Raw genomic sequence first — 21,799 nt, forward strand, 5'->3', positions numbered from 1 at the left:
ACGGGCACGACCCCCGCAACGGACGGCCCCGGGCCGGAAGCCCGGGGCATCCCCCGTTTGCATCGGGCGTGCCCGTGTGAGTCTACGTATCCACCCAACCTGTTCCTCGCGCCGCAATGCCAGGTTCGTTACGCCACGCGACGAGCAACCGCTCGGTTCCTACTCGTCACGCGGAGCGGCCCCCTCGAACGGATCCGCCGTCAACGAGAGGACAGTGCGTCCCTCGGACCACTCGACCGGTAGGTTCCCGGCATCCCCTCCGGAGACAAGAATCACTGCCAGATCCTCGAGTTCCTCGGCTTCGGAGGCAGCGAGTTCGTGGGCGCCGACGAAGGCGTGCGTCACCCACTCGTCCGCCAGCACATCGACAAGAGTCCGATCATCGTCCTCGCCGATGTGGACGACAGCAGCACCCGAGGTCGTAGCCAGGAGAATCTCGAGGAGACGGACAGCGTTCGGAGCCTGTGAGAGGTAGGTACGCGATTCGTAGTCGACCGCGTACTCCTCCCGGGCCCTCTCCAGGATCCCGACGATCTCCGTCTGCGTGACCGCCCGACCGTCGACGACACAGGCAGCATCGCCGGCTCCGATCACTCCCGTCCGGTCCGCATACGAGAACGGACGGTCTTCGCGCGCGGCGATCGCACGGGCGCAGTCCTCGTCGTCGAGGACGACCCACTCGGTATCCCCGTCGGGTCGTTGCCCCGCCGTGACGCCGAGAGGAGCACGCACCGCGGCTGTCTCCTCCGGTCCGACCAACAGGACGGCAGCACCCGTCTTCACCACCGCCCACACGGCGACGACGGCCTCGTCCGATCGCCGCAGCGCGACCGCCACGGTTCTGCCGGGTCCCGCTCCCCGGGCAACAAGCTCCCGAGCAAGCTTCGATGACGAACGGTCGAGGCTTTCGTACGTGGATTCGTCGTCGTTTCCGACAAGAGCCGGAGCGCCTGGGTCCTCCTCGACGACTTCACCCAGCCGTGCGGCGAGGGACGCTGCGAGCGTGACCGACGGCACCTCGTCGGTCACCGACGGAGCGGTGATCTCGTCCGCCTCGGTGATGTCGATTGCACCGATCGTGGCGCGGGCATCGTCGATGAACATCTCGAGGATGTACTTCAGTCGGCGACCGAGCGCGTCGACCTCGTGCGCCGTGAACGCATTGCGCTGCGAGTCGAGGGTCAGGACCAGCTTCTCGTCCGCGACGGCGAGGAGCGTGAGCGGATAGTGCGACCCGTCTCCACTCTCGATGCCGGTGATCTCCATCCCGTCGAGCGCTGCTCCTGCCTGCGCGAGCGCTTCGCGATCGATCGGATACGACTCGAACACCAGAAGGGTGTTGAACAGTTCGCCGATACCGGCGGCGCGCTGGATGTCGGGAAGACCCACATAGTGGTCGTCGAGCAGACCGGCCTGAGCAGCCTGAAGTGACTGCAGCACCGTGCCCACCGACGCCCCTGGTGGGAGGTCCACCCGAACAGGGATGGTGTTGATGAACAGACCCACCATCGACTCGACACTCCGCAACTCGGCCGGCCGGCCCGAGACCGTCGCTCCGAAGACAACGTCCCGCCGTCCGGTCATGCGTCCGAGCAACACGGCCCACGCGGCTTGCACGACCGTGTTGACGGTGACACCCGAGTCCGCCGCCAGCCCGCGCAGAGCAGCGGTCCGTTCCTTCGTGAACTCGATGGTCACGCGGTCCGATCCGACTTCCCGTGGGTCCGCCGACTCGGTCGACGTCAGCATCGTGGGACCGTCCACACCGTGAAGGGCCTCTGCCCACCGATTCAACGATGCCTGCTGATCCTGCTGTGACAACCATTCGAGGAACTCACGGTAGTCCGGCGCCGGGGGCAAGACCGTTCCGTCTCCTCCGAGCGCATAGAGCGCCATCAGATCCTGCATGAGCAGCGGCATCGACCAACCGTCCATCAGGATGTGGTGCGTGGTCACGCCGAGGGCCCACGAGTCCGACGCCGTACGGATCAATGTGAATCGCACGAGCGGCGGTTCGGACAACACGAAGCCGCGGTTGCGGTCGTCCTCGAATGCGTGCTCGATCGTCCGGGCGCGCTCCGATTCGAGGGCGTTACGGGCATCCAGCTCCCGCCAGGGAACGGTGACGTTCCCGAGCACGACCTGGACCAGTCGTCCGGTGGCACCGCTGGTGAAAGCGGTCCGCAGGTTCGCGTAGCGGGACACCAGTGCGTCCGCGGCGCGCCGCAGCCGATCCGCATCCACCCGGCCACCCAGATGCACGACCGTCTGCATCGTGTATGCGTCCACACCCCCCTCGTCGACCGATGCGAGGAAGGCAAGACCCGCCTGCAGCGGGGACAGCGACCAGACGTCGACGAGTGCCGGATAGGTCCGGGACCAGCTGTCGATGTCGGACTGTGTGACCGACACGAGTGGCAGGTCGGACGGCGTCAGGCCCCCGGCGGACGGATCGTCGGCGTGAGTCCTCAGGTTCGACAGTGCCGTCTCCCAGCGTTCCGCGAAGTCCCGAACCGCCGAGAACGCAACGACGTCGGTCCGGAAGGCGAATTCCACGCTGAGCCGCCCGCCCTGTTCCACGACGTCGACCGTTAGGGGGGCAGGGAGCGCGGATACGTCGTCGTAGTGGACGCGTGCGGCGACTCCTTCGATCGCACTGCGGTACCGCACGGCTACCGCCGGCGACGCGAGTCCGGACAGCTCGGGAGCCTTGCCTGCATACCGCGCGGCCGCGAATCCTGCGGCACGCCCACGAGCCTCCGCCAACTGTTCCTTCGCGGCACGGAAGAGCGCTCCGGCGCCACCCTGCCGTTCGATCGGAACGCGCACCGGGAACGCGACGTCCAACGCTGCAATCGGTCGACCGATCTTCCGGTCCCGACGACGGACAGACCCCTCGACGAGGATCAACGCCGAACCCTCACCGTTGCCGGTTACGCCCGACAACGATCCCAGTGCAGCTGCGGTAGCGGCCACGACGGAGACCTCCGCATCCGTTCGGTACAGGCGCGGGAGCGTCTCTACGACGGCGGTGCCCACCTCGGCGGGAACTTCCACCACCGTCCGGGCGACCGTCGGCTCCGAGGAAACGGATCCGCCGTCGCCCAGCGGAGTCGGGCCGGGTTCGAGGATGCGGCGCCACATCGAGAGGTCCGCCTCGTCCTGGCCCACCGTCTGCAGCAGTTCCGACACGGCCCGTTGTGCAGGGACGCGAGCGTCCGTGAGCACGAACCGTCGCCCTGCCACTACGTCCCGATACGCGTTCGACAGATCCACCGCGACCATGCCTGCGGCTGCAGGGTCGGTCACGTACGGATGTGTGACGACGAGGATCGTCCCGTTGTCGTCCGCAGTCTCTGCACCGAACGCAACGACGCGCACGACGTTACCTCGTTCGACATCGAGTTCGGCCGCGGCGAGACGTCTCGCTCGCGCGCCGATCCCGTGGAATGCGTCCTGGTCCGTGCCGGCAGGCAGAGTCTCCACCCGGAGGGACGCGGACGCGTCGATCTCATCCGGAGAGGTGATCTCGAAGTGCGCCGAGCCGTCGACATGCACCAGCGTGGACCGAAGCATGTCGTGGTGTTCGAGGACGGCTGTCCACGCCCGCAGGAGCGCATCGGGATCGAGCGGTCCGACCAGCGGGGACACCGCGGCGTACGAGAGCGCACCGTGGTCGACCCCGCGAGCGAGCAGTTCCACGGCCCGCGGAGACACCGGCACCTCTCCCGGGAGATCGGGAAGTCCGTCCTCGGCGATCGAATCGATCCCGGCAACCTCTGCCAGGCCTGCGATGGTGCGTGCCTGGAAGACGTCGATGGGTCGCAGAACAATTCCTTGTGCCCGCGCCCTCGACACGAGCTGGATCGACAGGATGCTGTCACCACCGACGGCAAAGAAGTCGTCATCGATACCGACAGTTTCGCGCCCGAGGAGATCTCCGACGATCCGCGCCAGCGCGGCCTCCACGTCGGTCCGAGGAGCTCGATATTCGATGGCTTCGAACACCGGATCGGGTAGCGACCGCCGATCCACCTTGCCGTTGACGGTCAGCGGCAGCGTCTCGAGCATCTCCAGGTGCGTCGGCACCATGTAGTTCGGCACAAGCTCGGCGACTCCTGCAGTGACCACGGAAGGATCGGGCGCCGAGTTCGGTTCGGGAACGACATAGCCCACCAGATGCTCGGCCCCGCTGTGACTGTCGGTGACTACCGCCACGACGGCCTCCGACACACCCTGCTGGGCCACGAGTGCCGCTTCGATCTCTCCGAGTTCGATCCGGTAGCCGCGAACCTTCACCTGGAAGTCCGACCGACCGACGTACTCGAGTTCTCCCTCATTCGTCCACCGGACGAGATCGCCCGTGCGATACATCCTCTCGGCAGCACCACCGAAAGGATTGGCGACGAAACGTTCCGCCGTGAGATCGGGGCGCCCGAAATAGCCCCTCGCCAGTTGCGCACCGGCGAGGTAGAGCTCACCGACAACCCCGGCAGGCACCTCGCGCATACGCCGGTCGAGCACGTACACCTGCGAATTCCATTGCGGCATCCCGATCGGAACGGACGAATCGAAATCGTCGGAAACCTCATGGACAGTGATCGACACCGCAGCCTCGGTCGGACCGTAGAGGTTGTACAGCGTCGCCGAACCGTTCTCTTCGGTGAACCTACGGGCAAGCGCGCCGGGGAGCGCCTCACCGATCGCAAGTACACGACGGAGCGAACCGGCCAGTGGTCCGTCGGCGTCGACGATCAGAGCCTGCAGCATCGACGGCACCGTGTGGAGTGTTGTGACCTCGCCCTGTTCGAGAAGCCGGTTCAGGTACTCCGGATCGACCTGGGCACCCGCATCGGCGACCACGACGCGCCCACCCGACACGAGTGCGGACCAGAACTCCCACACCGACAGGTCGAATGTCGCAGCGGTCTTGAGCAGCACCGCATCCGAACCGTCCATGTCGAAGAAATCACGCTTCCACAGCAGCTGGTTCACGATCGCCCCGTGCTCGACTGCGACACCCTTGGGCACACCGGTCGATCCGGACGTGAAGATCACATATGCCGTGTTGCCCGGACGAAGCGGCCGGAGGCGGTCGGCGTCCGACACCGGGTCCCCGGAGAAGGCCGACAGATCGAGTGCGTCGATGTGTACGGTCGGATACTCGATCGCGAGCTCTTCGGCGTCCTCACCGGATGTAAGTACGATCTTCGGCCTGGCGGACTCGAGCACGAGCGCGACACGTTCCGCGGGATGGTCCACATCGATCGGCACGTATGTGCCGCCTGCCATTGCGACAGCGAACATACCCACCAGAAGATCGATGCTCCGTCGCATGGCGAGCACGACACGATCCTCGGGCCCGACCCCTTCTGCGACGAGATAGCGGGCGAGCCTGTTCATCCGTGCGGCAAACGCCTCGTAGTCCAGTTCACCCTGTGACGCGACGAGCGCCGGAGCCTGCGGAGAGACCGCGGACTGCACTGTGAACAACTCCGGCAGAGTAACCTCGCTCACGGGGTGGTACTCGCCGCGGCTCCATCTCGTGAGAGCCGAACGCTCCTCCGCCAAAAGCAGATCCAGATCGCCGACGGGGACGGCGGTGTCCTCGATGATCGCACGCAGCACCTGGATGTAGCGCTGGGCGAATCCCTGGACGGTGCGCTCGTCGAACAGGTCGGTCGCATAGGAGAACTCCAGACCGATGGGTCCGGGTGCGCCCGACTCGTCCTGCTGGTCGACGACCGAGATATGCAGATCGGTCTTCGCCAAGGACGTCTCGAAGGGGGCCCGTTCGATCTCCAGGTCCGCAAGTTCCAAAGTGCTCAACCGAAGATTCTGGAAGGCGAAGCCGACCTGGAACAACGGATTACGAGCGGTCGACCGAACAGGATTGAGAACCTCGACCAGTCGTTCGAAAGGCACGTCCGCATTACCGAAGGCGGCCACGTCCGTCGCTCGCGTCTGTTCGAGCAGTTCGTCGAACGAGGCCGCAGGATCCACCTCGGATCGCAGGACCAGGGTGTTGACGAACATGCCGATGAGATCGTCGAGTGCGCGTTCACCACGGCCTGCAATCGGGGTTCCGACAGCGATGTCCTCGGTACCCGACAGACGTGCCAACAACACCGCCACGGCAGCATGCATGACCATGAACAGGGTGGTGTTGCGTTCTCGCGCGATCCGGACGAGATCTCGGTGCATCGAGGCATCCACCGACAATGCCACTGTGGCGCCGCGGAACGACTGGACCGCGGGCCGGGGTCGGTCGGCCGGCAGATCGAGTTGTTCCGGAAGACCTGCGAGCGCACCTTTCCAGTAGGCGATCTGTCGGGAGATCACCGATTCCGGATCGTCCTCGCTACCGAGCACACCGCGTTGCCACAGCGCGTAGTCGGCGTACTGGATCTCGAGCGGCGCCCATCCCGGGAGTTCCCCGCGCCGCCTGGCCTCGTAGGCCACCATGAGGTCGCGTGTCAGCGGCCCCATGGACGAGCCGTCACCGGCGATATGGTGAACGACGAACACCAGTACGAATTCATCCGAGTGCCCGGCAACCGAGAAAAGACGTGCCCGGACGGGCACTTCGACGGTGACGTCGAACCCACCGACCGCAACCGCCGTGACCTTCGCCTCGAGTTCGTCCGAAGAAACGGTCTCGAGCGACAGGTCCGGCACGACCTCGGTCGCCGGGAGGACGCGTTGATACGCCCCCCGATCATCGGAGGGATAGACGGTACGCAGAGTCTCGTGTCGTTCGACGAGGTCCGCCATGGCCGCTTGCAGTGCCGCCACGTCGAGGTTTCCGGTGAGTCTTATGGCGACCGGAATATTGTCGACGGCCGACGACGTGTCGAATTGGTTGAGGAACCACATCCGCTGCTGCGCGAACGACAGCGGCACCCGTTCCGGCCGCTCCTGCGCCACCAACGAAACGCGGTCGCCCGAATCGATGTGCTCGGAGACCCGAGCCGCCAAACCTTCGACCGACGAGGCTTCGAACATCACCCGGACCGGTACCGCGGTGTCCAACGCGGCACCTATCCGGGCAGCGACCTGGGTTGCGGACAGCGAGTTGCCCCCGAGCGCGAAGAAATCGTCGTCGAGCCCGACCCGCTCCACCCCGAGAACCTCACCGAAGACCGACGCGACGATCTCCTCCACCGGGTTGCGGGGTGCGCGGAAGGCAGCGGATTCGAAGACCGGTTCCGGCAGGGCCCGCCGATCGAGCTTGCCGATCGGGGTCAGGGGCAGCGCGTCGAGCACCATGATCTGCGCAGGCACCATGTAGGACGGCAGCGTCCGTCCCACGAAATCCCGCAGTTCTGCAGGATCACACGATGCCTCGCTCGACGGCACGACATAGGAGACCAGCGTCGGTACACCTGCGGGCCCGGTATGGCCGACAGTGACGGCGGACTGCACCGAGTCGTGAGCCAGCAGCGCCGAGTCGATTTCGCCGAGTTCGACGCGGAAGCCGCGAACCTTGACCTGGAAGTCGGACCGGCCCACGTACTCGAGGTCGCCACCGGCGGTCCAGCGCACCACGTCACCTGTGCGGTACATCCTGCCGCCGTGCTCGTCGAACGGATTGGCGACGAACCGATCGGACGTCAGGCCCGGGCGGTCATGATACCCACGGGCGAGCGCGGCGCCGGCGAGATAGAGCTCTCCGACCGCACCCGCCGGGACCGGATGAAGTCTCCGGTCGAGAACCAGAGCGGACATCCCGTGGATCGGTCTGCCGATCGTGATCGGCGCCCCGGCATCGAGTTTCGCGAACGAGGAGATGATCGTGGTCTCGGTCGGGCCGTAACCGTTGAAGTAGGTACGTCCGCGCGACCACCGCTCGACGAGTTCGGGTGTCGAGGCGTCGCCGCCGACGGAGACGACTTCGAGGTCGGGGACCTGCGACGGATCCACCGTCCCGAGCACCGCCGGGGTGATGATCGTATGGGTGACCCTTTCACGACGGAGCAGGTCGGTCAGTTCCGGACCGCCCAGCACGTTCGGAGGCACGATCACGAGGGTGGCGCCCCGCGAGAACGTGGCCGTCCATTCGAGTACGGACGGGTCGAAGCTCGGTGAGCACACGTGCAGGAAACGGGAGCGGAAGGTCAGCCCGTACAGCTCGGCGGCCGTGTCCAGCACCCCGCCGAGTCCGGCATGAGTGACAGCGACACCCTTCGGCACACCGGTGGAGCCCGAGGTGTAGATGACGTATGCGACGTTCCGGCGGTGGATCACCGCGGTCCGCTCGAACTCGGAGACGGGATCGGAGGAGAAGGCCGCCACCGATCGCTGCAGATCCGGATCGTCGACCAGGAGCCATCGGACGTCACCGGGCAGGGACTCCGCGAACTGCGAGGACGTCACGCCGACAAGTGCATGCGAGTCGGCGAGCATGTGCTGGATACGGTCCTGCGGGTATCCCGGGTCGACGGGCACGAATGCCGCTCCGGTCTTCGCGACCGCCCACACCGCGGCGACCATCTCGAACGAACGGGGGAACGCCAGCGCGACGACCTTCTCCGGTCCGGCACCGAGACCGATGAGGTAGCGCGCCATCCGGCTCGATCCCTCGTCGAGTTCGCGATAGGTGTACGACCGTCCGTCGCACCGCACCGCGATCGCGTCCGGATCGCGGTGGACCGCCCGGGTGAGGATCTCGGGGAGATGCCCGACCGCCATGACGTCGTCACCGTGGACGTGCGTCAGCCGATCGAACTCGTCGGGAGCGAGCAGAGCGATGTCCCCGACCGGCACGGTGGCGTCCGAGACGATCGACTCGAGCACGCGCACGAAGCGGTGCGCCATGGTCTCGACCGTGGAACCGTCGAACAGATCTCGCGCATAGGAGAATTCACCGATCATGCCGGTGACGTGCCCCTCCGCGTCGTACTCCTCCCCCAGGGTCAAGCCGAGGTCGAACTTGGCGGTCTCATCGTCCACCGCCAATCCGGAGACCTCGAGTCCCGGCAGCGTGAATCCGACCGGCGCGAAGTTCTGGAAGGACAACGCGACCTGGAACAGCGGATGACGCGCCTGCGAACGGACAGGATTGAGGACCTCGACCAGGCGCTCGAACGGCACGTCCGCGTTGCCGAACGCTTCGACGTCCACCGCGCGCGCCTGCTCGAGCACTTCGGCGAACGAGGACGACGAGTCGACCCTGGTGCGCAGGACGAGGGTGTTGACGAACATGCCGACGAGATCGTCGAGTGCCTGCTCACCCCGACCCGCGACGGGCGTACCGATCACGATGTCGTCGGTACCGGACAGTCGTGCCAGCAGGACTGCCAGCGCCGAGTGAACGACCATGAACAGGGTCGTGTCATGGTCGCGAGCACGGCCGACGAGCGCCTCGTGCAGGCTGCCGTCGATCGAGAATCGCACCCGTCCACCGCGATAGGACTGCGTTGCAGGTCGCGGCCGATCGGACGGAAGGTCGAGTTGGTCGGGGATGCCTGCCAGTCGATCCGTCCAGTACGCGATCTGCTGCGAGACGACCGACTCGGGGTCGCTCTCGGCGCCGAGGACCTGCCGCTGCCACAACGCGAAGTCGGCGTACTGGACTTCCAGGGGGGCCCAGCCGGGGACACTGCCGCGCACGCGCGCTTCGTAGGCCACCATCATGTCCCGGGCGAGCGGCCCCATGGACGAGCCGTCTCCCACGATGTGGTGGACCACGAAGACGAGTACGTGCTCGCGGTCGGCGTCGGAGATCCGGAACAGCCGGACCCGCACCGGAACGTCGACGGTGACGTCGAATCCCTCCGAGACGAACGCGGTGACCTCGGCGACCACGGCTGCCTCCGGGACGTCGACGGGTGCGAGGTCGAGTTCGGGACGGGCGACGATCGCCTGGTACGGACGCCCCTCGTCGGCCGGGTAGACCGTCCGGAGGGATTCGTGGCGATCGAACAGGTCGGCGATCGCGGCAGCGAGTGCCGCAGCGTCGAGATCACCCGAGAGCCGCAGTGCGAGCGGGATGTTGTCGGCCGCCGACGAGGTGTCGAACTGGTTGAGGAACCACATGCGCTGCTGCGCGAACGACAGCGGCACCCGTGCCGGGCGCTCCTGCGCCACCAACGGGGAGTGGGTTCCCGCGCCGACGTGTTCGGACACCCGGCCGGCCAGATCCTCCACGGTCGACGCCTCGAACAATGCGCGCACCGGTACCGATGCGTTCAGCGCCGCCCCGATCCGGGACACCACCTGAGTCGCGGACAACGAGTTGCCACCGAGCGCGAAGAAGTCGTCGTCGAGGCCCACACGGTCGACCCCGAGAACCTCTCGGAACACCGACGCGACGATCTCCTCCACCGGGGTGCGGGGTGCACGGAAGGCCGCGGTCTCGAAGACGGGTTCGGGCAGTGCGCGGCGGTCGAGCTTGCCCACCGGGGTGAGCGGCACTTCGTCGATGACGACGAAGGCGCTCGGGACCATGTAGGAGGGCAGGCGCCCGGCCACGAAATCCGCGAGCTCGTCGACGTCGACGGTGTTGCCCCGGGCCGGCTGGACGTATGCGACCAGCACGGTCGCACCCGACTCCGGCCGATGGCCCGTCGTCACGGCGAATCGCACCGAGTCGTGCGATTCGAGCGTGGCGTCGATCTCGCCGAGCTCGATGCGCAGACCACGGACCTTCACCTGGAAGTCCGAGCGCCCGACGTATTCCAGTTCGCCCGAGCGGGTCCAGCGGACGAGGTCGCCGGTGCGATACATGCGCTCGCCCGGAGTCCCGAACGGGCTCGCGACGAAACGCTCGGAGGACAGTGCCGGCCGCGCATGATATCCACGTGCAAGGGCATCGCCCGAGATGTACAACTCTCCCGTCACGCCGATCGGAACCGGGTGGAGCCGGTTGTCGAGCACCTGGAAGGCGCGGCCCGCGAGGGGACCGCCGATGACCAGCGGATCGGACGGATCGAGAGCGGGGCTCGAGGACGCGAGGATCGTCGTCTCCGTCGGCCCGTAGACGTTGAAGAACCGGCGGCCCGGAGCCCAGCGCTCGACGAGTTCGGAGGTGTACGACTCACCACCGACGAGGACGACCCGCAGGTCGTCCAGTCCGAGGTGGTCGACCGAGCCGAGAGCAGCGGGGGTGATGAAGGCATGGGTCACCCGCTCCTCCCGGAGCAGGGTGGCCAGTTCCGTGCCGCCGTAGATCGACGGCGGCGCGATCACCAACGTCGCTCCGTGGGGTGCGGCGAGAAGCAGCTCCAGCACCGAGGCGTCGAAACTGGGCGACGCGACGGCCAGAATCCTGGACTCGCTGTCGACGCCGTAACGCAGACGCTTCTCGGCGGCGAGATTCGCGAATCCGCCGTGGGTGACGGACACACCCTTGGGCAGGCCCGTCGACCCGGAGGTGTAGATCAGATATGCGGTGTTCTCGGGCCGCAGCGGCGCGATCCGTTCGCCGGGATCGATCCGGTCGCCGGAGATCGTCGTGAGGCACTCGCGCATCCGGGGATCGTCGAGCACGAGCCATTCGGCCTCGTCAGGAAGACCGTCCGCGTACTCGGATGACGTGATCCCGAGTCGCACACCGGAATCCGACAGCATGTGCTGGACACGCTCGACGGGATAGGTCGGATCGACCGGCACATATGCCGCGCCCGTCTTCGCGACGGCCCAAACCGCGACCGTCATGGCATACGACCTCGGCAGCGCCAGGGCCACGATGGTTTCCGGAGCGATGCCCTCGGCGATCAGCAGGCGGGCGAGCCGGGAAGAATCCGAGTCCAGCTCGGCGTAGGTGATCGAGCGGCCTTCGCTGCGCACGGCGATCGCGTCCGGATCGAGCGCCGCCCCGGCGACGAGCAGGTCCGGCAGCGTGCCGTCGGCCTCGAGCACCGGCCCGGACACGGGAACCAGTGCGGCGATTTCGGCGTCGTCGAGCAGGGCGATGTCGCCGATCCGCACGGACGCATCCGCCACCACCGACTCGACGATCCGCACGAACCGCTCCGCGAAGGCGGTGATGGTGGATTCGTCGAACAGATCGGTCGCGTAGGTCCACCCCACGGACATTCCCGCCGGTGCGCCCGAGGCGTCGAAACGCTCGGCCACGGTGACGTCGAGATCGAACTTCGCGGACACCTCGTCCAGTTCCACCGGAGCCACCGTCAGCCCGGGGAGTTCCAGACCGGCCTGCTCGAAATTCTGGAAGGACAGGGCGACCTGGAAGAGCGGATGCCGGGCCTGCGATCGTTCCGGGTTGAGCACTTCGACGAGCCGCTCGAAGGGCACGTCCGCGTGCCCGAAGGCCGCCACGTCCGCCGATCGGGCCTGCTCGAGCACCTCGGCGAAGGATGCGGAGGGATCCAGCCGGGTACGCAGCACGAGGGTGTTGACGAACATGCCGATCAGGTCGTCGAGCGCGCGCTCCCCACGACCTGCGATCGGCGTACCGATCGCGATGTCGTCGGTACCCGACATCCGGGCGAGGAGAACCGCCAGTGCCGCGTGTACGGCCATGAACACGGTCACCCCGTGCTCGCGTGCCGTACGTACGAGACCGTCGTGTGCCCCCGCATCCAGCGACAGTTCCACGACCGCGCCGCGATACGACGGGAGTTGTGGGCGCGGACGGTCGGTCGGCAGGTCCAGCTGCTCCGGCAGTCCGGCCAGCGCGTCCGTCCAGTACTCGATCTGCCGGGAGATCAGCGACTGCGGATCGTCCTCCGACCCGAGCACCTGCCGCTGCCACAGCGCGAAGTCCGCGTACTGCACCGGAAGCGGCATCCATCCCGGTGCCTCACCGCGGCACCGGGACTCGTACGCCACCATGACGTCCCGCGCGAGGGGTCCCATCGACACGCCGTCGCCGGCAATATGGTGCACGACGAAGACCAGCACGAATTCGTCTGCGGCATCGGCGATCCGGAACAGTCGTGCCCGTACAGGAACTTCGGACGCCACATCGAAGCCGGCCGAGATCACCCCGGAAACCCCCGACGTGAGGTCGGCGGCCGCCACATTGACCGGACGGAGATCGAGCCGTGTCTCCTGCACGGACAGGATCTGCTGGTGCCCGACACCGTCGATCTCCGGATAGATCGTCCGCAGGGACTCGTGACGGGCGAGCACATCGGCCACCGCAGCGCTCAGCGCCTCGACGTCCAGAGCACCGGACAACCGGATCGCCAGCGGGATGTTGTTGACCACCGAGCCGGGATCGAGCCGGTTCAGGAACCACATCCGCTGCTGCGCGAGCGACAGCGGCACCTGGTCGGGCCGTTCCTGCGCCGCCAGCGGAATCCGTCCCCCGTCACCGGACCGCGACTCGATCCGGGCGGCGAGATCCTCCACCGTGGACGTCTCGAACATCACCCGTACCGGCACGTCCGTGTCGAGCGCGCCACCGATCCTGCCCGCCACCCGCGTCGCGGACAGCGAGTTGCCGCCCAGCGCGAAGAAGTCGTCGTCCAGGCCCACCCGTTCGACACCGAGCACCTCGGCGAAGACCGACGCCACGATCTCCTGGACCGGCGTCACCGGTGCCCGGAAGACCACCGCCTCGAACACCGGCGCCGGAAGTGCCCGCCGGTCGAGTTTCCCGTTCGCTGTCAACGGCAGTTCTCCGAGCACGAGCACCTGCGCCGGAACCATGTACGACGGAACCCTCGTGGCGACGAACGAGCGCACCGACTCGCCGTCCGCGTCGGTGCCGCCGTCGGTCACGGCGTATCCGACGAGCCGGTCCCCGTGCTGATCCGAGTGTACGAGCGCAACGGCCTGTCGCACGGCAGGATGCGCGAGCATCGAGGCCTCGATCTCGCCGAGTTCGATGCGCTGGCCACGCAACTTCACCTGGAAATCGGTGCGACCCAGATACTCCAGCTCACCGTCGCGCGTCCACCGCACGAGGTCGCCGGTGCGGTACATCCGGCTGCCGTCACCGGCGAACGGATCGGCCACGAACCGTTCCGACGTCAGATCCACACGACCGTGATAGCCGCGGGCAACCTGCGCACCGGAGACGTACAACTCACCCGCGACACCCACCGGTACCGGCTCGAGACGACCACCGAGGACATACGCACGCGAGTTCCACACCGGGCGCCCGATCGGCAGGATGTCGGGAAGTTCGTCGGGCAGCCGGGCCGCCGTGATGTGCACCGTCGATTCGGTCGGCCCGTACAGGTTGTGCACCACCGCAGCGGGGAACCGCTCGCGCATCGCGAGCACCGTGTCCCTGCCCAGCGCCTCCCCCGCGGACAGCACCAGCCGCAGAGATGCACACGTACCGGCGTCCGCGCCGGCGACAAACACCGCGAGCATCGACGGGACGAACGACGTCGCCGTCACCGCGTGCTCGTCGATCATCCGAGCCAGATAGGCCGGGTCGCGGTGACCGTCGTGCGACGCGACGACGATTCGTCCGCCGACATCGGTCGCCGCGAACAGCTCCCACACCGACACGTCGAAGGTGACCGGTGTCTTGAGGAACACGGCATCCGACTCGTCGAGACCGTATTCACCAGCCAACCAGCGGATCTGGTTCACCACTGCCGAGTGGGGAACCGCCACACCCTTGGGCATACCGGTAGAACCCGAGGTGTAGATCACGTAGGCGGCGTTCTCCGGCCGCAGCACGGAGATCCGGTCCGCATCGGTCACCGGTGCGTCCGAAAAGGCCGACAGGTCGACGCTGTCGACATCGACCACCCGATGCCCCTCGGCCCCTGGCGCGTCCTCGCCGCTGCGGGACAGCACCAGCACCGGTTCGGCCGATTCGAGCACGTGGCGGGTGCGTTCGGCCGGGTGGTCCGGATCGACCGGCACGTAGGCACCACCCGCGGTGAGCACCGCATAGATCGCCGCGAGCATCTCCGGACTGCGCCGCATCGTCAGGGCGACCCGGGACTCCGGACCGACACCCATCGAGATCAGATGGCGGGCAAGACGATTCACTCGGGATGCGAACTCCGCATAGGTCCACGCGCAATCCTCCCCGAGCACCGCGAGGGCATCCGGACGGCACGCCACCTGCTCGGCGAATCCGTCGAGGAGCACGCCCTCCGCGACCGCCCGCTCGGTGGCGTTCCACGAGCGGATCACACGCTCGTACTCGTGCCAGCCGAGCAGGTCGATATCGCCCACCGGCACCGAAGGCGTGCGCGTAACCGCCTCGAGGACGTCGACGAAGCGCCGGAGGATCGTCCGGATCGTGGATTCGTCGAACAGGTCGACGGCGTAGATCACATTGCCGGTCAACCCTTCCGGGTTACCGTGCTCGTCGTACCGATCGGCGACCGAGACGTGCATGTCGACCTGCGCGATGCCGGGATCGAACTCGATCTCGCTGACATCGACGTCGCCGAGATTCAATCGGATCGGCGCGATGTTCTGGAAGGAGAAGCCGACCTGGAAGATCGGGTTGCGCGCCGTGGACCGCTCGGGATTGAGGTGCTCGACGAGCCGTTCGAACGGCACGTCCGAGTGCGCGAAGGCCGCCAGATCGAAATCCCGGTTGCGGCGGAGCACGTCGACGAACGGATCGGCGGGACGGAAGCTGGTCCGGAACACCAGGGTGTTGACGAACATGCCGACAATGTCGTCGAGAGCCTCGTCGCCGCGACCTGCCGTCGGCGTACCGACGGCGACATCGTCGACGCCGGCCAGGCGTGCGAGCAGCACCGACAGTGCCGTCTGAACCACCATGAACAAGGTGGCGTTGTTCTCACGGGCCAGACGCGCGAGCTCGGCATGGAGTCGCGCGTCGACCTCGAAGGTCACGTTCGAACCGCGGTAGGACGCCACCGCAGGACGCGGCCGGTCGCTCGGAAGATCCAGCTGCTCGGGCAGACCGCTGAGCGCTTCGCTCCAGTACGCGAGCTGACGCGAGACGATCGAATCGGGGTCGTCCTCCGAGCCGAGGATGCGGCGCTGCCACAGGGCGTAGTCGGCGTACTGGATCGGAAGGGGCTGCCAGGAGGGCGCTTCACCCCGGCGCCGCGACTCGTAGGCAACCATGACGTCGCGTGTGAGCGGACCCATCGAGAAACCGTCACCTGCGATGTGGTGCACGACCATCGACAGGACGTGATCGCGCGGGGCGAGCCGGAACAACCTCACCGCGAACGGCACGTCCACCTCGACGTCGAATCGCGTCGAGGCGTTCTCGACGATGCGGTCGTCGAGCTCGTCCTCCGTGATGTCGACGACGGTGAGCGGCCGTACGACTCGATCAGCGGGCAGGATCTCCTGCACGGGACCGTCCGGGGTGGACGGATACACCGTCCGGAGCACCTCGTGCCGGACGACGAGGTCCTCGAGGGCCGAGGATAGTGCTGCGACGTCGAGATCGCCGCGCAGCCGCACGGCCATCGGGAAGTTGTACACCGCGCGGTCGGTGTCGAAGCGGTTGAGGAACCACATGCGCTGCTGCGCGAGGGACAGCGGGATCCGTTCCGGGCGCGGCCCGGCAACGAGAGCCGCACGATCGCCCGTGGTGACCTCGGACTCGACCCGTGCGGCGAGCGCTTCGACCGTGGACGTCTCGAACAGTGTGCGCACCGGAACGTGTGCTCCGAGCGCGGACCCGAGCCGGGAGACCAGCTGGGTCGCAACGAGCGAGTTGCCTCCGAGTTCGAAGAAGTCGTCGTCGAGTCCCACGCGTTCGATGCCGAGGACCTCGCCGTAGATCCGCGCCACAGTCTCCTCGATCGGGGTCGAGGGCGCGCGGAACTCCCGTGCCTCGAAGACGGGTTCCGGCAGGGCGGAGCGGTCGAGCTTGCCGTTGGCGTTCAACGGCAGGTCGTCGAGTTCGACGATGGCGGACGGCACCATGTACGACGGCAGGGCGGATTCGACCGCCGAACGCAGTTCCGCGGTGTCCACGACGGCACCGGGAGCCGGAACGACGTATCCGACGATGTGGTCGCCGATCTCGGTGGACCGGACGACGGCCACGCAACGGGTGACGGCGGGGTGAGCCGACAGTGCCGCCTCGATTTCGCCCAGTTCGATCCGCTGACCGCGGAACTTGACCTGGAAGTCGGTACGACCGAGATATTCGATCTCACCGGTCGGCAACCACCGGACGAGATCGCCGGTGCGGTACATGCGTTCGCCGTCTGCGCCGAACGGGCTCGCCACGAAGCGGTCCGCGGTGAGATCGACTCGACCGAAGTATCCACGGGCCAGCTGCCGACCCGCCAGATAGAGCTCACCGCCGACGCCGACGGGCACGGGGTTCAGGCGTCCGTCGAGGATGTAGGCGTGCGCGTTCCGGACGGGGGTGCCGATCGACACCGTCGTCACGCTGTCGGCCTGGACCTCACCGGCCGTGGCGTGGACGGTGAACTCCGTGGGTCCGTAGAGGTTGTGGATCTGTGCGTCGCTCACCTTCCGGAAAGCGACCACGGTGTCGATGGGCAGTGCTTCCCCGGCCACGAGAACCGTTCGCAGGGAAGCGATCTTCGACGGGTCGACGACGGAGGAGGCGAACACCGAAAGCATCGACGGGACGAACGAGGTGATCGTCACGGCCTGCCGGTCGATGACCTCGGTGAGATAGGCGGTGTCGCGGTGGCCGTCGTACTCGGCCACGACGGTCCGCGCACCGACGGTCGCACCTGCGAAGATCTCCCAGACCGAGACGTCGAAGGTCGCGGGAGTCTTGAACAGCACGACGTCGTCGCGGTCGAGTCCGTATTCGCCGATCAGCCAACGGATCTGGTTGACCACGGAAGCATGCGCGACGGCGACACCCTTCGGACGTCCGGTCGATCCCGAGGTGAACAGGACGTATGCGGTGTTCGCCGGGCGCAACGGCGCGAGGCGGTCGTCGTCCGTCAACGGTTCGGCCGACAACGCACCGGTGTCCGGATCGTGCAGATCGACGAGGCGGCGCCCACCGGCGAAATCGGGACGCGGCCCTCCCGCGGTGAGGATCAGGACCGGATCGGCCGTGTCGAGGACGTGCGTCGTCCGCTCGACGGGATGATCGAGATCGAGCGGCACGTAGGCGCCACCCGCGACGAGCACGGCGTAAGCGGCGACGATCCAGTCGTCGCTGCGCCGGAGCGCCAGCGCCACACGGCTTTCGGGTCCCACGCCGAGAGACACCAGGTGACGGGCCAACCGGTTGACGCGGGCGGCGAGGTCCTCGAAAGTGATGTGCGTGCCGTCGAAGGTCAGTGCGGTGCGATCCGTATTGCCGGCTGCACCTTCCGCGAGCAGGGAGACCAGTGTCTCCGGCGCGTCGGGCCGATCGGTGGCATTCCATGCCTCGAGTACCCGGGCGCGTTCCCCGGGAACGAACAGATCGATGTCCCCGACCGCTACCTCCGGCGCCCGGGCGACCGACTCCAGAACGGCGAGGAACCGATCGGCGAAGGCGCGCATCGTGTTCCGGTCGAACAGATCCGTGGCGTAGGTCAGCATCGCGTCGAGGCGCGTGACCTCCCCCGCATCGTCGCGGATCTCCGCGAGGGTGACCTGCAGGTCGAACTTCGCCGTCTCGTCGCCGAGAGGGACCCCGGAGACAGTGAGACCCTCGAGCTCGAAGTGCGGGGTCTCCTGGTTCTGGAAGGACAGCAGGACTTGGAACAGCGGGTGGCGGGCCTCCGACCGCGTGGGATTGAGCACCTCCACGAGCCGCTCGAAGGGCACGTCCGCATTGCCGAACGCCTCGAGATCGACACTGCGGGCACGATCGAGCAGCGACGCGAAGGACTCGGCGGGATCGATGACGGTCCGCAGGACAAGGGTGTTGACGAACATGCCGACGAGATCGTCGAGCGCTTCCTCTCCGCGGCCTGCGACCGGAGTACCGACGACGACGTCGTCGGTTCCGGAGAGCCGGGCGAGCACCACGGCGAGCGCCGCGTGCACCACCATGAACATGCTCGCGTTGTGGTCGCGCGCGCGATCGGCGAGAGCGGCGTACACCTCGGCAGGGATCGAGAAGTCCACGTTGGCGCCGCGATAGGACGCCACCGCCGGGCGGGGACGGTCGGCGGGCAGATCGAGTTGTTCCGGAATACCCGCGAGAGTGTCCGTCCAGTACCGGATCTGTCGGGCGATCACCGAATCGGGATCGTCCTCGTCTCCGAGGGTCTCACGTTGCCACAGCGTGAAGTCGGCGTACTGGACGGCCAACGGCTCCCATTCCGGCTTCGAGCCACGGGTGCGGGACGCGTAGGCGACCATCACGTCGCGGGCGAGCGGGGCCATCGAGACGCCGTCGGCACTGATGTGGTGGGCCACGAGCACCAGGACGTGCTCCTCTGGCGCCACGCGGACGAGCGAGACCCGGAACGGGATCTCCACGGTGACGTCGAAACCGCGGAGGATCGGCACCCGGACGAGATCGGGGAGCGTCTCCGGTGAACCGTCGACCACCTCGAGGCGACGGGCGACGTCGACGGCGTCGAGCACGAGCTGATGGCCGCGACCGTCCACCTCCGGATAGATCGTGCGCAACGACTCGTGGCGTTCGAGCACGTCATCGATGGCGGCGTCGAGCGCCTCGACGTCCAGGGATCCGTTCAACCGCACCGCGACGGGAATGTTGTTGACCGCGGACTCCGGATCGAAACGGTTGAGGAACCACATCCGCTGCTGCGCGAGCGACAGAGGGACCATGTCGCCGCGCCGACCCGCGGACAGTGCGGCGCGGTGCCCGCCCCCATCTGCGACAGCCGCGTCACAGGCGGCGGCGAGCGCTTCGACGGTCGGCGAATCGAAGAACGAACGCACGTCGAGCCGTACACCCAGGGCCGCGTCGAGCCGCGAGATGACGCGCGTAGCACTGAGCGAGTTGCCACCGAGATCGAAGAAGTCGTCGTCGAGGCCGACTCGTTCACGGCCGAGCAAGGCAGCGAAGATCTGGGCGACGATCTCCTGTGTCCGGGTCTCCGGCGCGCGGTATTCGGTGACCAGCACCGAGAAGTCCGGTGCGGGCAGCGCTTTCCGGTCGGTCTTTCCGCTCGAGTTGAGCGGGAACTCGTCGAGCCGCACGTAGAGCGAGGGCACCATGTACTCGGGCAACGCATCCTTCAGCGTCGCTGCCAGGGCGCGCCGCTCGATCTCGTGCTCGGACACGACGTACGCGACAAGGTGATCACCGAGTTCGGCGTCGCTGTGCACGACCGCGACGGCCTGCGAGATCCCCGGGACGTCGAGCAGAGCACTCTCGATCTCTCCCAGCTCGATCCGCAGACCACGGAGCTTGACCTGGAAGTCGGTGCGGCCGATGTACTCGAGTTCACCGTCGTCCCGGCGACGAACGAGATCGCCGGTCCGGTACATACGAGAGCCGGGCTCCCCGAGGGGGTTTGCGACGAATCGATCCGAAGTCAGATCAGGTCGCGCGACGTAACCGCGGGCGAGCTGGATGCCGGCGAGATAGAGCTCGCCCTCTTTTCCGGCGGGGACGGGGAGCAGGTCTGCGTCGAGCACGACCAGATCAGTGCGGGCAACCGCACGCCCGATGGGCACGGACGTGACATCGGCCTCGGTGACCTGGTGATAGGTGACGTCGACTGCGGCTTCGGTGGGGCCGTAGAGGTTGTGCAACTGTGCGGAGGACAGCTCGCGGAACCGAGCCGCGGTCCGGGCGGGAAGCGCCTCTCCCGAGGCGAAGACGGCGCGCAGCGAGGTGACCTGCGCCGCCAGGGGTTCCGCCACGAACAATGCGAGCATCGACGGGACGAAGTGGACCACGGTGACCCCGCGGTCGATCATGGTCCGCGCGAGATATTCGGGATCCCGGTGGCCGTCGGGCCGCGCGATGAGGACGCGGGCACCCACTTGGAGGGGCCAGAAGAACTCCCACACCGACACGTCGAAGGTGAAGGGCGTCTTCTGGAAGACGATGTCATCGGCCGTGAACCGGTACTTGCTCTGCCGCCAGCGCAGATTGGCGACGATCGCCTCGTGCTCGACGGCGACACCCTTGGGCCGGCCGGTCGAGCCCGACGTGAAGATCACGTAGGCCGTCGAGTGCGGGAGGAGCGGACGCAGACGGTCGGCATCGGTGACGGGCTCGTCGGAGTAGCCCGAACAGTCCTCGACATCGATCTCGAGGATCGGGACGGAGACGTCGGCAAGCGCATCGCTACGGTCGGCCGAGGTCGTCAGGACTGCGACGGGACGTGCGGTCTCGACGATGTAGGCCACGCGGTCGGCAGGATGATCCGGATCGAGAGGTACATACGCACCACCGGCCTTGACGATGGCGTACATGCCTACGAACAGATCGAAGGAACGGCGGATCGACAGGCCGACGAACGATTCGGTGCCCACCCCCGACTCGACGAGTCTGCGGGCGAGACGGTTCGCTCTGCGGTCGAACTCGGCGTAGGTGAGTGTTTCACCGGCGTATTCGAGGGCCACCGCGTCGGGGGTCGCGGCAACAGCATCGGCGAACAATCGGGCGAGTGTGTCGGTGGCCTCCGTAGGTGCTTCTCCTGCCGCCGACACGATGGAATCCGCATCCGCGAGAAGGCGCTCGACAGCGGCGCCCAAGGCACCGTCACCGGCCGCGACGAGGTCCGGCACGAGATTGCTCAGAGCGACCGGAACGAGGGCGTCCGGCCCCAGGACACCCCCCATCGCGGTATCCAGTTCCTTCAACTGCGTGTCGAGAGCGGCGTAGGTGATCGCAGCGTCGTTGTGGACGAGCGCTACGCGACCCGGTTCGGTGCCGACGACAGCCGATACCAGCCGTGGCAGATCCGCGACCGTCGGAGCCGGACGGTCCTGCTTTTCAATCGACATCTACCAGATCCTCCCAATACGCTACGAGCCGTCTTCCCCCCGATGGACCGACGGGCAC

1 protein-coding gene is annotated in these 21,799 nt (G+C 67.1%); it reads right to left on the bottom strand.

Annotated features, from left to right (window positions below; all coding sequences use genetic code 11):
• Positions 1 to 159: 159 nt before the first annotated feature.
• The gene (locus CKW34_RS17510) at positions 160 to 21,741 is read right to left on the bottom strand and encodes a non-ribosomal peptide synthetase (protein ID WP_059384664.1); all 21,582 of its coding nucleotides are present in this window, start codon (positions 21,739 to 21,741) and stop codon (positions 160 to 162) included.
• Positions 21,742 to 21,799: the final 58 nt, after the last annotated feature.

Origin of the sequence: Rhodococcus rhodochrous (genome assembly GCF_900187265.1) — a bacterium.
Taxonomy (GTDB): Bacteria; Actinomycetota; Actinomycetes; order Mycobacteriales; family Mycobacteriaceae; genus Rhodococcus; species Rhodococcus rhodochrous.